Genomic DNA, 13944 nt, shown 5'->3' with positions numbered 1-13944 from the left:
GCGGCTCGCGTCCCGGCCGGAGGCGCGGACCGGCGCCTCAGCGCGCGTCGCGGTGGCTCGCCAGGCGTTCGCGCAGGTACGACACGAGTTCGCCCTGGGCCCGTCGGGACTCCCGGGTCAGCCGGTTGAGCGGCACGCGACCGCCCGCCGCGAGGGCGGGGTCGCGCGGGACGACGACGAGCGAGCGACGGCCGAACTCGTTCTGCAGTGCCTCGCTCGAGCGCGTGGTCCGGTGCTCGCCGAAGACGCCGACGACCACGAGCATCACCCGACGCAGGCCGCCGACCCCGTGCCGCTCGCGGATGCGGGCGAGGACCCGTTGGGCGTCGGCGAAGCCGACCGGGGTCGTCGGGGCCACGACGACCCCGAAGACGCTCGCGTCGTCGAGCAGGTCGAGGAGGGCGCCGTCGGCGTGGGCGCCGAGGTCGTGCAGCGTCAGCTCGTGGTCGACCCGCGGCGCGTCGTCGCCCCCGGTCAGCCGGGTCCCGAGGTCCCCGCCCGAGTGGTCGATCAACCGGGGCACCGACTCCCCCGAGAGCTGGGTGAAGAGCAGGGCCGTGACCGTCGTCGTCCCGACGCCGCCGGCGACGCCCGCCACGACGACCGTCCGGCCCGTCACGAGCCCGCTCCGGCGGCGTCGGACGGCTCGGTGTCGGCTCGCTCGGCGTCGGCTCGCACGTCGGCCTCGAACCGGGCCACCTGGACGATGCGCGGCGCCTGGCCGCGACGGACCAGCCGACCACGACCGGCGGTCATCTGCTCGGCGTAGACCTGCGGCACGATCGGTCCCTCGCTGCGCTCGCCCGACATGATGAACGACGACCCGCCCGTGTCGCGCAGCGTCTGCAGCGCCGGGTCGTAGAGCGCCCGTGCCGAGCCGGCGACCGGCCGGCTGATCAACACGTGCAGCCGGAGGTCGCGCGCCGACGGCAGGAACGGCAGCAGTGGCTTGAGCGGTTCGGTGCCCCCCGAGGCGACGATGTCGTAGTCGTCGATCACCACCACGATGCGCGGCCCGGCGTCGCGGTCGCCGGCCTGGCGCTTGGCGAGCTCGTCGGCGACGGCGACCGCGAGGGCGCGGGCGTCCGTGCTCGTCGAGGCGTGCCCGCCCAGGTAGTCGTCGGGCACCTCGGCGACGAGGTCGCCACGGAGGTCCATGAGGGCCACGACGAGCTCGTCCGGTGTCGCCCGGTCGACGAAGCCGCGGACGAGTCCGCGCAGCAGGGTCGACTTGCCGGCCTTGGAGTCGCCGAAGACGAGCAGGTGCTGGTCGGCGCCCGGGTCGAGGGCGACCGGCTGCATGGTGTCCTGCCGGAGGCCGAACGGGATGGCCTCGGGCTCGTCCAACGCGTCGGGCAGCTCGTCCGGCGACAGCTCGGTGGGCAGCAAGCGGATCGGCGCGGCCGCGGGGCCGTTCCAGCTCGCCGCGGACCGGCGGGCGAGGGCCTCGAGCGCGTCGCCGACCTCGTCGTCGTCCGTGTCGTCCAGCACCGGCAACGCCACCTGGGCGAACAGGTTCTCGTCGGTCAGGGCCCGGCCGGCCTGGTCGGCCCGGATGGTCTGGGCCAGCTTGCGACCGATCACCGAGTCCGCCGGATCGTTCAGGTGCAACTCGACCCGGGTGCCGACCAGTGGTTGCTGCGCCATCCGCAGTTCGTTCCACCGCGTCATGCCGAGCACGACGTGCAGGCCGTAGCTGCCGCCGCGCAGCAGCAGGTCGCCGAACGCCGTCTCGAGCTCGACGAAGTCCCCGCGCAGCTGGCCGGTGCCGTCGACGACGAGCACCACGTCGGCCGAGATCAGTTCGGGCACCTCGCCCGCCGCGTGCAGTCGCCGCAGCATGGCGAGCGAGTCGATGCCGTGGTCGCGGAACACGCGTTCCCGGGTCGTCAGCATGGCCGCCAGTTCTTCGAGCAGGCGCAGGAGGCGGTCCTTGCTCGCTCGCGTCGCCACACCGCCGACGTGCGGGAACCCCTCGATCCGGCCGAGTCCACCACCCGTGAGGTCCATGCCGTAGATGCCGACCTCCTGGGGCGTGTGCGTCAGGGCCAGCGAGGCGACGAGCGTGCGCAGGAACGTGCTGCGACCCGTCTGAGGCGCCCCGATCACGGCCACGTGTCCGCCGGCCCGGGCCAGGTCGAGCAGCCACGGGTCCTGCCGTTGGCGCGCCGGGTCGTCGAGCAGTCCCATCGGCACCCGCAGGCCGCCGGCCTGGTCCGCCCCGACCACCCGCGAGAGCGCGAGCCGGTCGGGCAGGGGCGGCAGCCAGACGGGGTCGACGTCGGTGCCGCCGCCCATCAGGCGGTCGACGGCCTCGTCGATGACGGCACGACCGACGTCGGGGCGCGAGAGTTCTTCCTCGCCGCCCTCGTCGTCACCCCCCGCGATGCCGTTGAAGGTCGGCAGCAGCAGGGCGGTCGGCCGTGCGTCGTCGCCGGCGAGCGAGCGGGCGGCCTCGGTCGGCAGGGGGCCCGACACGTAGCCCGCGCGGAACCTGCGGTACACCGAGGTGTCGACCTTGAGGAAGCCGAACCCCGGGACCGCGGGCAGGTGGAACGCGTCCGGCCGGTCGAGCACGATCGAGCTCTCGGCCTCGGAGAAGGTCCGCAGGCCGATCCGATACGAGAGGTAGGTGTCGAGGCCGCGCAACTTGCCCGCCTCGATGCGTTGGCTCGAGAGCAGCAGGTGCACGCCGATCGACCGTCCGATGCGCCCGATGGTGAGCAGCAGGTCGACGAACTCGGGCTCCGCCGTGAGCAGCTCGCCGAACTCGTCGATGACGACGAACAGGTGCGGCATCGGCGGAAGCTCGGGGCGGCCGACGCGCAGCTCGCGGTAGTGGCTGATGGACGACGCGCCACCCGCGTCGCGCAACTGCTCCTGACGTCGGACGACCTCGCCCTGGATGCTGACCCGCGCGCGTTCGGTGAGCTGCGCGTCGTCGGCCAGGTTGTCGATCAGCCCGGCGACGTGGGGCAACCCCGCGAACGGAGCGAACGCCGCGCCTCCTTTGTAGTCGACGAGGACCATGCTGAGGTCGTCGGGCGAGTGCGACAGGGCCAGGCCGAGGACGAGCGTGCGCAGCAGCTCGCTCTTGCCCGAGCCGGTCGCACCGATGCAGATGCCGTGCGGGCCCATGCCGAGCTGCGCGGACTCCTTGAGGTCGAGCAGGACCGGCGCCCCGAAGTCGTCGATGCCGATCGGCACGCGCAGGAAGTCCCGCGGCGAGCGCGGCGTCCACGCGGTTGCCGGCGTCAGCGTCGTCACGTCGTCGATGCCCAGCAGGTCGGTGATCTCGACGGCCTGGGCCGAGTCGACCTCGTCCTGCCGGCTGAGGCTGAGGCGCAGGGGGGTGAGCGTGCGGGCGACGGCCTCGAACAGCTGCGGGGTCGTGGCGTCGATCGTCGCCGTCTGCACGCGGACCTGGCCGTCGTCCTCGACGCGGGCGTCGGTCACGACCGCCTCGTCGCCCTCGACGGTGATGCGCAGGGTCACGTCCGACGGCTCGTGCAGGCGGTCGCTCAGCAGGTGGACGGTCGTGACGCCGAGGTCGGTCAGCGAGAGATCGGCGTCGGGCACCGGGATGCTCGAGGCGACGTGCCCCCAGTCGTCGACGAAGACGACGAGGCGCGATCCCTCGGTGCGCGCCGTCGTGCCGATCGAGCGCTTCGTCGTGGCGGCCTCCTGCGCCCGGTCGCCCAGTTCGCCGCCGATCACCGAGAGCAACGAGGAGGCGCTGGTCGCGACCCGTCGCGCCGGCACCGGTCCGTCGTACAACGAGTCGTCCACGGCGTGCGGGACGAGGTCGAAGCCGCGCCAGTCGGCGGCCGCGCTCTCGGGGAACGCCGCGGCCAGGTGCACGTCGTCGGGCGAGTGCAGGGCGGCGAGCTGCAGGATCATCGAGCGGGCGACCCGCAGCGCGGACTCGCGGTCGCCCAGCACGGCGACCGATCCGGCGCGGTCGAGGTCGACCGTGATGGGCATGCCCCGGACGGTCGAGAGGTGCTCGACCACGGACTCGGCCTCGCTGGCCATGATCGGGTCGAACGGCTGCACGGGGTTCGGGTCCTCGGGGACCGACATCGGGAACCAGGTCAGGTCGCCCTCGCCGATCCGCACCGAGAGGAAGTCGTCGTGCTGGCGACGGCGCTCCCAGAGTCGCGCGGGGTCTCGCACCAACTCGAGCAGGGCGGCGGGTTCGGGGTCGAGCACGGCCGCCGTCGCCCGGACGGTCCGGGCCTTGGTGCGCATGCGCGACCGCAGTCGTTCGAGGAAGTCGAGGTAGCGCTCGCGCTGCAGTCGTCGCTGCCGCGCGGCGTTGCCCCGCTGGCTGAGGGTGACCGCGAGGCCGCCGACGAGGGCGACGATCAGCAGCACCGCGCCGACCAGCAGGAAGAGCGGGTTCGAGCTGCCGCGGTAGACGACGATCATCACGACGCTCGAGAGGGCGCCCACGACGGGCAGCAGGGCCTGCACGGGCACGCCGCCGACCTTGCCGTCGGCCAGCTGGGGCGGCGGCGTGATGTCCTCGTGCTCGGCGGGCTGGACGGGTCGCGTGATGCGCGTGGGCCGGTGGACGAGCTTGACGGTCATCGTCGCGCCTCCTGGTCGTCGGCGACGGCCGGGCGGGCGTCCCGCCCCCGGGCCTGGCGGCGTTCCGAGGGTCGGCGCTCCGACGGGCCGGGGTCGGCTGCGGACGGGGCTTGGCGGGGGGCGTCGACGGGCGGGGTGCCCCGCGGGACCGACGGGGCGTCGAGGGGCAGCAGGGCCGCGGCGAGGCGGGCGTACGCGATGCGGGTGCGGGTGCCCAGCGCCGCGCTCGACACCGGTCGGCCGCCGGAACGGGCCGCGTCGTAGGGCACGCGCACGACGGGCACGGTGGGGTCGTCGCCGACCGTGACGGGCGCCGCGCGACCGGCGTCGCCGACGTCGACCAGGGCGATGACCACGTCGGGCCGGTCGGGGTGGTCCTTGATCGCCGGCACGAGCGCCGCAGCCTCCTCGGCGGCGTGGCGGTCGGCGCGGGCCACGATGCAGACCGTCCGGCTGGCCGACACCACGTCGGCGAGGTCCGCGCGCCAGTCGCGCACTCCCCAGTCGGTCACGACGAGGTCGAAGAACCGGCTGATCGGCGTGACCTCGTCGAACCAGCCCGCCGCGGCGGCCACGGCCCGGGACTCACCGCGGGGGTCGAGCGAGAGGGCGTACAGGCCCGAGGGCGTCCGGGGCAGGCCGTCGACGGCGTCGACCGACCGGCGGGCCGTGCGTCGTCGGGAGCTCGGCGCCGCACCCGAACCGACCGGCGCACCGGCCTGCCAGAGCATGCCCCGAGGACCGCGCGACGCGTCCACGCCGAGGACGAGCCCGGGACGACGCCGGGCGAGGAGGGCGGCGACGTAGCCGGCGGTCGAGCTCGCCCCGGCTCCGCCCCGCGCCTGCACGAAGCCGATGCGGCGGGACACGGGCAGCGGTCGCCGGACGATCTCGTCGACCGTGGTCACCTCGTGCACCCGGGCGCTCACGCTGCCGAGGAGGGCGAGCGGCGCCGATCGGACGAACGCGTCGAAGGCGCTCACGAGAAGGCCCCGAGCAGGTCGGCGTAGACGCCGAACACCCCGAGCAGGACGGGCAGCAGGGCCACGACGCCCAGCGCCTCGACGAGGTTGCCCACGCGGCGCAGCGAGGCGCGCTGGTGGGCGACCGGGTCGACGCCGCCGGCCACGACCGCGACCACGACGCCGGCCGCGAACAGGACGACGACGAGCCACCCGGGAGCGAGTGGTTGGACGAGCAGGCCCCCGAGCAGGCCGATCAGGGCGGCGGCCCAGAGCACCCAGCCCTGGGCGGCGATCGGCAGGGCCCGGGTGCGGGCCGCGACGACGAGCACCACGGCGACCCCGAGACCGACCTGCCAGAGATCGGCCGACCCGACGGACGAGACGGCCGTGACGGCCACGGGTCCCGCCACCGCGAAGGTCGACCAGGTCAGGGTGCGGTAGGCGTCGCCGACCGTCAGCAGCACCTCGTCGCGGCGGCCCCGGCGCCCGTCGACCACCTGGTCGTCGAGACCGGTCAGACCCGAGGCGCTCATGGCGAACCAGGGCAGCAGGCCGCAGACGACGACGGCGAGCACGGCGCCGACGCCCACGGCCCCCGCGTCCTGGACGCCGAGGGACCGCAGCAGGATCGGGACGGCCCCGAGCACGACGCCGAGGACGCCGCCCCACCACGCCGACCGGGAGCCGAGACCGGCGCCCGCGCCGAGCGCCAGCGCGACCCAGGCGAGCACGATCACGGCGAGCGCCACGTCGACCGGCGGCAGCTCGAGGGCCGGGACGGCTCCGAGCACGACCGCCAGGGGGGCCGCACAGCCGAGGGCGACCGAGGTCGCGGCGACGGCGAGCCAACGGCCGCCGAACCGGCCGGACACGAGGGCGACCACCACGGCGAACCCGTAGACGATCGCGAGCGTGCCGACGGGCTCGACGTCGGACGCCCTGGCCAGCACCGTCGAGAGGGCCAGCGAGAGCAGGCCGATCGCGACGGCCGCCGTCGCCGTGCGCGACCGTCGAGTCCAGAGGCCCGGTCGGCTGGCGAGCGACTCGGCCAGCACGTCGGTGACGTCCGCGACCTCGGGCGGCGGGGGCGCGGCGTCCTCGCGCAGCAACCGCAGCAACTCGCCGTCGACGATGCGTTGTTCGGCGACCGACAGCGAGGTGTCGAGCTGCTCCCCAGTCGACCGGACGAGCGTCAGCGGGCGCGACACGGCGCCCGGGCGCTCGTCGAGCAGCTCCATCAGCCGCGGGATCAGACCACCGATCGGCTCGTCGGCGGGCACGACCATCTCGGCCTTGCGCGCCGTGCCGACGATGGTCAGCCGGGTGTAGTCGGTCATCGGGGCTCCGTCGTGGGGGTGGGGTCGGGGACGTCGGTCGACGCGGGAGAAGGCGACGGCGAGCCGGTGACCGGCACCGCGCCTCCTGACCCTCCGGTGGTCTGCGACTGGGTCGCGCGCTGGTCGGCCAGCACCGAGAGCACGAAGGACGTGCCGGCGCAGCCGGCGCAGGCGACCGCCGCGATGACCAGGCTCACGACCAGGCGACGCACGTTGTCGTTGACCAGTCGACGCTCGTCGAGTTCGCCGAACAGGAGGGCCGAGACCAGGCGGGCGCGGTGCGTCTTGACGGTCTCGAGCAGGACGACGTCGCGGTCCCCGCTCATGCGTCCACCACCCCCGACGGCTGCACGGTGAGGGTCCGTTCGCCGAGCTCGACGACGTATCCCGGTGCGGCCGGCCCGCGCAGGCCCGCCACGAGCGGTTGGCGCGTGCCGTCCGGCGCCACGAGGGACGATCCGTTGGTCGAGCCGAGGTCGGTGACCCACAGCACGGCCCCCTCCCACGCGAAGAGGGCGTGGGTCTTGGTGAGGCTGCGGGCGAGGTCCGCCCAGGCGAAGACCGGGTGCTCCTCGCCCTCGCGGTTGACCGGGGCACGGCCGATCAGCAGGGTCGACTCGAGGTCGAGGCGTTCGCCGCTGTCGAGCTCGAGGACGATCGACGGCGCGGTGGTCGTGGGTCGGCCCTGGCCCGTGCGCCCGAAGGTGTTCTCGTCGGGTCGTCCCGCGGCGTCGAGCGGGTCGGTCGGGTGGGGCGGCAGCGGGGCGGAGGCCGCGGCGGGCAGGGCCGGCCTCTGCACGAGCGGTGGCGACGACGTCATGGGATCGCGGCCACGCCGCAGGTCGACCGTCACCGCCTGACGACGGATGCTGAAGCGCCCGCGGCGGTCGACCCTCAGCACGGCCGGCGGACGGCCGGTCAGGTCGTCCACGGTTCGCAACGAGAGCAGCAGGCGGCCCACCGAGCGACCGCCGCGCACGTAGAGCACGACGTCGAGCGCCACGAAGCCCACGGCGACGACCACGACGGCGACCTCGACGGGGACGGGGACGAGCGCCGCGCCGGCCGTGGCGGACGAGGCGCCCGTGGCCACGCCGACGACGAGGACGCCGATCAGGAGGAGGGGCACTCCCCAGTCGATCGCGACCGCGCTGCGACGCCTCGACGGGGTCGCCGTCTGCACGCCCGCAAGCAGACCCGAGTAGGTGCCGATGGCGCTGCCGGTGGCCGCCGAGACGATCCGCACGCCGCACCAGAAGCACCAGGTCGCGCCCGCACCGAGCGGCTGACCGCAGCGTCCGCAGCTTCGCGCGCCCACCAGTGCGCCCACGGTTCCGCCTCTCGCCTGCGGGGTCCGGACCAGGTCGTCGAGGCCGACGAAGAGCGACCGCCCGCGTCCCCGGAGCGCACGATCGGCCCCAGGCTAGCCGACCCCGCGTCCCCCGGTGAGACACCCGTTCCGGGGTCGACACCCACCTGTCCCCCGCCCTGGTCCCCCGACATGTACCCCGCGAACGGGTGGCGATCGAGACGTAATCGTGATTTCCTCATGAGTCGACCCGTGACGGGTCGCCATCAGATCGAAGCAAGGGGAGAACGACATGATGAAGTTCGCCATGGGGAGCGAGACCCTCACGCAACTGAGCCAGAAGACGAGCGGGGCCGGCGACGACCTCGGCGCGCTCGTGCGCCAGCTCGCCGACGCGGCCGCGCCGCTCGAAGGCCGCTTCAACGGAGCCGGCCGCGCCGCCTTCGACCGCTTCAAGGGCGAGGTCGACGGCATCTCCGTCGAGCTCAACGCCGCTCTGTCGTCGGTGCTGACCGGCATCACGGGCCAGAACCGTGCCTTCGTCGAGGGTGAGCAGCAGATCGCCGACGAGACCACCTCGGCCCAGTCCGGTGCCGGATTCGAGAGCGCCCGCTTCGGCGGATCGCGCGCATAAGGGGGAACGACCATGGCCAACGCAACCGACCGCCGCGACTTCGACCTCGGAGCCTCCGGCAACGCCCAGGACAACTTCAACGCCGTCGCCAGCCGCCTCGAGGCGCTCATCACGCAGCGCGACTCCGACGTCAAGACCGCCATGGCGGACTACCAGGCCGACGGCTCCAGCGAGGAGTACGCGGGCAAGGAGCAGCGCTGGAACCGCGTCGCCACCGAGGTGCGCACGATCATCAACACGCTCCGCCAGTCGCTCGCGTCGAACGACGAGTCGGCCCAGACCGCCATGCAGCGGGCCAAGGCCGCCGTCGACGGCATCTAGGCCCGGCCCGTGAGCGACTCACGGGCGACGACCCTCCCCCACCCGCTCGCCGACGCGAGCGGGCCGGGGTGGATCGCGACGATCAGCACCGCCCCCGTCGTCGGCCTGACCTCGGGGCGGCAGGCCCTGCTCACCGACGCGACCCGCGCCGGCGTCCGCGTCGTCGTCGTCACCCACGACGACGCCCGGCTCAGCTGGGCGCTCTACCAGGCCCTGCGCCTCGTCGCCGGGGCCTGGCTGGTGCGGGACGCCGACGGCCACCTGCGCCACGCCATCGGCGGTGCCCGGGTGGCGTCGTACGACGAGGCCCTGCTCGATCCCCTCGGCGACCCGGTCGACGGATCGGCGCGGGCGACCGCGCCCGCCGACGAGTTCGCCCTCCTGCCCCAGCCGGCGGTCGAGACCACGCGCCCGTGGCTGCAGTTCTCCGTGGCCGTGCACCACGCGGCGAGGGCCGAGGCCCTGACCGGCACGACGACGGAGGCGCTGGTCACCGCCGTCGCGGGCGTCGCGCCCACCGTGTGGGGCACCTCCGAACCCCCCGCCACCGTCTGGGACCGCGGTCGCATCACGGCCCTGGCCCGGGCCCGCATGCCGCGGGACTCCCGCGTGCACGTCGCCGGCTCCGCGCCCGACGGCACGGTCTGGACCGGCACGATCCGCATCGCGCGCAGTGAGACCGGCCTGACCGAGGAGACCCGGCTGCTGTTCGCGCTGCCCGAGGCGACCGGCGTCGACGACGCGACCCGTGCCTCCTCGGCTCTGCGCAGCCTGTCCGAGAAGCAGCAGGTGCTGCTGGCGACGGCGTGGAGCCTGCGGGGAGCGGCCGACGCGACGATCACGCCCTACCGGCCGACGACGCCGCAGCCCCTCGCCGCGGTGGTCGGCGCGCGGGCCGTGCGACGCCTGGGGCTCGACGCGGCCTCCTTCGCCGCCGAGCACGGCGGGACCACGACCGGCAACGCCCGCACGCCCTCGCTCGTGGTGCCGTTCGGTGCCGACGCGACCCGGTGGCAGCGCTTCGCGGCGGCCCTCGACGCGATCGGCCCGGGTGTCGTCGCCGACGCCCTCCTCCCCCCGGCGGTGCGCCGTGCCCCGTGAGTTCGTGATCCTCTCGGCCGAGCCCGTGACGGCCGTCGAGGTCGTGACCGCGGCCGCGGCCGTCGACGGCGGCCTCGGTGCCGGGCGCCTCTGGCAGGGCGGCGGCATCCAGATCGCGTCCGGCGAGGGCCTGGTCCTGGCCGTGCTGCGCAGCACACAGCTCGAGGACCCCCGGGAGGCGCGGCGCGGCCTCGGCCTGCGGGTGACCGACCCGGCGTCCCAGGACCACCCCGCGGGCCGACCGAACGACCACCCCGCCACCGACCGCTGGTGGACGGAGGCCTACGGCCCCTTCGACGGGCCTCTCACCCAGGCGCTGGCCCGGCGCCTGGCCGACGACGTGCAGGGCACCCTCGTGACGACAGGAGACGACCGATGAGCTCGTGGAGCATCCAGACCGACGGCGTGGTGAGCGTCCTGACCAAGGTGCAGGGCTCGGCCGAGACGTTCGCGGCGACCTTCACCGGCGTCGAGACGGCCCAGACCGAGCTGAATGCCGGCGTGGGCAGCGACATCCTCGTGTCGTCGGCCGTGGCCGTCGTCGACCTGATCTCGTCCGAGACGAACCGCGTGCAGGGCATCAACGCGCGCATCCTCGCCTGCGCGACCGGGGCGGGTGACGCGACGCTGGCCTACGTGAACGGCGACGAGGAGATGGCCGCGCAGACGCAGGCCGCCGCCGTGCAGGCCGCCGAGTCGGGCGACCTCAGCTTCTTCGAGGGGGGTCGCTGATGGCCACGAAGGGATCGCTGATCGAACCGGCCGAGTTCTTCGGTCTCGACATCGTGCCGGAGTCGATCGCGTCGGCGGCGGCGAGCTACAAGTCGACGGCCACCGCGGTGACGACGAACGCCGAGGCAGTGATGACCGACTGGTCGGGACTGTCGGCGTCGTACACCGCGCCCGAGGGGCCACAGCTGTTCGCCTCGATGGACCCGGTGCGCACCGATGCCGAGGCCGTCGCCGGCACGATCTCGACGGTGGCCGACCTCCTCGAGACGCTGGCCGAGGCGGTCACGGCACCCGTCGCACGCATCAAGGAGCTGGTCACCGAGGCGAACGCCTTCCGGGCCTCGGTCTCCGGCGGCGTCACCCTCGACTTCTACGACCCCGACAACCCGCTCTTCCAGGCCAGTCAGATGAGCGGTGGCGTGCCGATCATGGCCGAGGGTCAGGGCGAGACGACCATCCCCTGGAACGAGCACACGCCGTCGGTCGAGCGCAACAACGAACTGCAATCGCAGTACAACGCCGAGATCGCGAAGATCGACGCGGCCCGGGTCGAGTTCGAGAACGCCGTCAACGCCCTGCGCGACGACCTGTGCGTCGCGCCCCAGACGGCGGTGACCGGGGAGCAGCTCGACGTCGCCGAGGACAACCCGTGGGGTGCCCAGGGCAAGGGCGAGCGGTCGTGCCAGGAGTCGGTCGGCGACGGACTCGTCGAATTCGGCACCAGCTTCGTCGAGGGCACCGTGTCGCTCGTCGGCTTCGACGCCGCGAACGGCTGGAAGCACGACTGGTCGTTCGCCGGCGAGGCCTGGACCGGCATGCTCACCGGTCTCGGTGCCCTCGCCATCACGGCGGTCTTCCCGGCAGCGCCCGCGCTGGCGAACCTGCCCGACTCGGCCGTCCCCGAGTCGCTGCGCGGCCTGCGCGACAACTACAAGCAGACGATGGACGGCATGGTCGGCGGAATCGTCGGCACGCCCGAGCAGTGGGAAGAGGACCCTGTCGCGGCCGGCACCTTCGCGGTGGCGAACGTCGCCTCGTTCTTCATCCCGGGCGCGGGCCAGGTCGGAGCGGGCCTCAAGGTCGGGTCGGGCGCGGCCCGGGCGGCGACCCTCACCGGTCGGCTGGCCGAGGTGGCGGAGGACGCGTCGCACCTGCCGAAGGGCCTGTCGCGGGTCGAGGACCTCGTCGCCGAGTTCGGCGACCACGCCGGCGGCCTGTCGAAGCTCGACGATCTCGACGGTCTGTCCGACACGATGGCAGCCCTCGACCGCATGACCGACGTCGAGTTCGAGGGCTTGACCGGCGCCCTCAAGGCGGGCGAGGAGGTCGACTTCGGCTCGCTGTCGAAGCTCGAGGACTTCGCCGACTACGGCGACCTCGGTCGAGCAGCCGAGGAGGCGCGGGCCGCGTCCCCCACGCACGCCGACGCGTCCGCCCACGCGGGTGGTGGCACCGGCTCCGACCAGGCCGCCGGTGCCGCCCGCGCCGCCGACCCCGGATCGGGCGGCACGACGCTGCTCGAACGTGGCGACGGCGGCGGAGCGGTCGATGCCGGGCGAGCTGACGGCCCCGGGTCGAGCGATGCAGGTCGGGCCGACGGCCCTGGGACGAGCGAAGCAGGTCACGCGGACGGCCCTGGGACGGACGAGCCCGGTCGGGCCGACGGTCCCGTCGACGGCGCGGGTGCAACCCCTGACCGGTCAGCCGGTGGCGGCCATGACACGGACATCGGGGAGCTCGACCTGTCGGGCCCTGACCGGACGCCCACCCCGACCGAACCGACGCCGCACGCCACACCGGCCGTCGAGCACCACGTGACGGTCTCGGGCTCCGACCTGCCGACGAAGGAGAAGCCGTTCGCCCACGGTCAGGTCCTCGCCCCGGACACGGCGTACACGGTGCCTGGCCGGGGTGTGTTCTCGACCGACGCGACAGGTCGCATCGTCCACGTCGAGACCGAGTACGGCGGCAAGGGCAACCTGAACTACGACCTCATGCAGCCCGCCGCGGACACGACCTACGTCGTCGGTGGCAAGCACGTCTACGTCACGGACCACGCCAGCCGCACGGTGCTCGCCGAGTTCGACGACCTCCAACTCGGCGATGCCGACCGGTCCGAGTCGGTGCAGAAGCGCATCGGCAAGGAGGGCGGTGTCGGGTACGAGGGAGGCCACCTCCTGGCCAACATGTTCGGCGGCGGCGGCGAGAAGATCAACATCGTGCCGATGCTCCGAGAGGTCAATCGCGGCCGGGGCCACTCCTTCGGTAACCTCGAACGCGAACTCCGGCAAGCCCTGACCGCGTCCGACGGAGGCGCCGCCGACCTCAAAGTGCTTCCGGAGTACGAGGGCACGAACACAGTCCCGACCGGTGTCCAAGTCAAGTTCCAGGCTCACGGTCAACCGCTACGACAGGAGTTCTACGACAATGTCCGGTGACGACAAGGTGAAGTCGGGTCTCGAAGCAGAACGTGATGCACTGAGAGAACTGGGTTCGCAGCTCCTTGCACTGATTCCTTCGGGTTCCGACCGCATCCGCATGCAGACAAGCATGGCTCGGGGTGTGATGGCCGGCGAGACGTTGCTCTTCGCAGCCGACGGCTCCCAGGAGTCGGCTGCTCCCGCGCGACGCACGTTCGAAGCGGCTCGTCGACTGAGGCGCCTGATGTACAAGCCAGGGGCAGGCACGTGGTTCACCGCCGTCTTCACCGTGACGGCCGCCGGAAAACTCAGCGCACAGTACGACTACGACAACGAACCCGAACTAGGTCACTTCGGTGCCGAGGAATATCGTGCCGACTTCGAGGATTTTCCCCGGACTGCCGAGAACACGCCCGAGTGGCTCGCCGCGATCCTCGCGGGTGCGCCCACCCGGCACGACCTCGTCGGCCGTGACGAGGGTCCCGTCTGAGAGTCGAGACATGGACTCGCGCAACAGGGCTGGAGTCACGTG

Annotated in this window: 13 protein-coding genes; 7 read left to right on the top strand and 6 right to left on the bottom strand. The window is 73.4% G+C overall.

Annotated features, from left to right (window positions below; translation table 11 throughout):
• Nucleotides 1-37: 37 nt before the first annotated feature.
• From ASE87_RS09625 to ASE87_RS09600, 6 genes are read right to left on the bottom strand one after another with little or no spacing between them, the layout of a single operon-like run.
• The gene (locus ASE87_RS09625) at nt 38-619 is read right to left on the bottom strand and encodes a hypothetical protein (RefSeq protein ID WP_056044171.1); all 582 of its coding nucleotides are present in this window, start codon (nt 617-619) and stop codon (nt 38-40) included.
• Nucleotides 616-4593, bottom strand: a complete 3978-nt coding sequence (gene eccCa, locus ASE87_RS09620) for a type VII secretion protein EccCa (protein ID WP_082452536.1) — start codon at nt 4591-4593, stop codon at nt 616-618. The genes ASE87_RS09625 and eccCa overlap by 4 nt, the downstream gene beginning before the upstream one ends.
• The gene (locus ASE87_RS09615; RefSeq protein ID WP_056228058.1) at nt 4590-5576 is read right to left on the bottom strand and encodes a hypothetical protein; all 987 of its coding nucleotides are present in this window, start codon (nt 5574-5576) and stop codon (nt 4590-4592) included. Before ASE87_RS09615 ends, eccCa begins: the two co-directional genes overlap by 4 nt.
• Nucleotides 5573-6895: an EsaB/YukD family protein gene (locus tag ASE87_RS09610; protein ID WP_056228055.1), complete on the bottom strand. Its 1323-nt coding sequence runs from the start codon at nt 6893-6895 to the stop codon at nt 5573-5575. The genes ASE87_RS09615 and ASE87_RS09610 overlap by 4 nt, the downstream gene beginning before the upstream one ends.
• Complete coding sequence (locus tag ASE87_RS09605; protein WP_056228052.1) at nt 6892-7221, bottom strand: hypothetical protein; 330 nt, start codon at nt 7219-7221, stop codon at nt 6892-6894. The genes ASE87_RS09610 and ASE87_RS09605 overlap by 4 nt, the downstream gene beginning before the upstream one ends.
• Complete coding sequence (locus ASE87_RS09600; RefSeq protein WP_162235875.1) at nt 7218-8225, bottom strand: RDD family protein; 1008 nt, start codon at nt 8223-8225, stop codon at nt 7218-7220. Before ASE87_RS09600 ends, ASE87_RS09605 begins: the two co-directional genes overlap by 4 nt.
• Nucleotides 8226-8496: 271 nt before the next feature.
• Here ASE87_RS09600 and ASE87_RS09595 point away from each other — a divergent pair, with 271 nt between their 5' ends.
• The 7 genes from ASE87_RS09595 to ASE87_RS09565 are packed head-to-tail and all read left to right on the top strand — an operon-like array spanning nt 8497 to nt 13902.
• The gene (locus ASE87_RS09595; protein WP_307785006.1) at nt 8497-8838 is read left to right on the top strand and encodes a WXG100 family type VII secretion target; all 342 of its coding nucleotides are present in this window, start codon (nt 8497-8499) and stop codon (nt 8836-8838) included.
• 12 nt (nt 8839-8850) lie between these two features.
• Nucleotides 8851-9159: a pore-forming ESAT-6 family protein gene (locus tag ASE87_RS09590; protein WP_043595262.1), complete on the top strand. Its 309-nt coding sequence runs from the start codon at nt 8851-8853 to the stop codon at nt 9157-9159.
• A 9-nt stretch (nt 9160-9168) separates the two neighbouring features.
• Nucleotides 9169-10260, top strand: coding sequence for a DUF6177 family protein (locus tag ASE87_RS09585; protein WP_056228045.1), 1092 nt, complete (start codon nt 9169-9171; stop codon nt 10258-10260).
• On the top strand, nt 10250-10639 hold the full coding sequence (locus tag ASE87_RS09580) for a hypothetical protein (protein WP_056228040.1): 390 nt from the start codon (nt 10250-10252) through the stop codon (nt 10637-10639). The genes ASE87_RS09585 and ASE87_RS09580 overlap by 11 nt, the downstream gene beginning before the upstream one ends.
• Complete coding sequence (locus tag ASE87_RS09575) at nt 10636-10992, top strand: DUF6507 family protein (protein WP_055975732.1); 357 nt, start codon at nt 10636-10638, stop codon at nt 10990-10992. The genes ASE87_RS09580 and ASE87_RS09575 overlap by 4 nt, the downstream gene beginning before the upstream one ends.
• Entirely contained in the window at nt 10992-13430 is a 2439-nt protein-coding gene (locus ASE87_RS09570) for a DNA/RNA non-specific endonuclease (protein ID WP_056228037.1), read from the top strand. The genes ASE87_RS09575 and ASE87_RS09570 overlap by 1 nt, the downstream gene beginning before the upstream one ends.
• Nucleotides 13420-13902 carry a hypothetical protein gene (locus ASE87_RS09565; RefSeq protein WP_137846903.1) on the top strand — a complete coding sequence of 161 codons (483 nt, stop codon included), beginning with the start codon at nt 13420-13422 and terminating at the stop codon, nt 13900-13902. The genes ASE87_RS09570 and ASE87_RS09565 overlap by 11 nt, the downstream gene beginning before the upstream one ends.
• The last annotated feature ends 42 nt before the right edge of the window (nt 13903-13944 follow it).

It is taken from the genome of Frigoribacterium sp. Leaf44 (assembly GCF_001421865.1).
Classification (GTDB): domain Bacteria; phylum Actinomycetota; class Actinomycetes; order Actinomycetales; family Microbacteriaceae; genus Frigoribacterium.
This window is presented reverse-complemented; position numbering and strand designations above follow the sequence as displayed.

Excerpts from the sequence above, each read along its gene's own strand:
- ASE87_RS09595 (WP_307785006.1), top strand. The coding sequence starts at position 8,497 with ATGATGAAGTTCGCCATGGGGAGCGAGACCCTCACGCAACTGAGCCAG.
- eccCa (WP_082452536.1), bottom strand. The coding sequence starts at position 4,593 with ATGACCGTCAAGCTCGTCCACCGGCCCACGCGCATCACGCGACCCGTC.
- ASE87_RS09570 (WP_056228037.1), top strand. The coding sequence starts at position 10,992 with ATGGCCACGAAGGGATCGCTGATCGAACCGGCCGAGTTCTTCGGTCTC.
- ASE87_RS09565 (WP_137846903.1), top strand. The coding sequence starts at position 13,420 with ATGTCCGGTGACGACAAGGTGAAGTCGGGTCTCGAAGCAGAACGTGAT.
- ASE87_RS09605 (WP_056228052.1), bottom strand. The coding sequence starts at position 7,221 with ATGAGCGGGGACCGCGACGTCGTCCTGCTCGAGACCGTCAAGACGCAC.
- ASE87_RS09575 (WP_055975732.1), top strand. The coding sequence starts at position 10,636 with ATGAGCTCGTGGAGCATCCAGACCGACGGCGTGGTGAGCGTCCTGACC.
- ASE87_RS09590 (WP_043595262.1), top strand. The coding sequence starts at position 8,851 with ATGGCCAACGCAACCGACCGCCGCGACTTCGACCTCGGAGCCTCCGGC.
- ASE87_RS09610 (WP_056228055.1), bottom strand. The coding sequence starts at position 6,895 with ATGACCGACTACACCCGGCTGACCATCGTCGGCACGGCGCGCAAGGCC.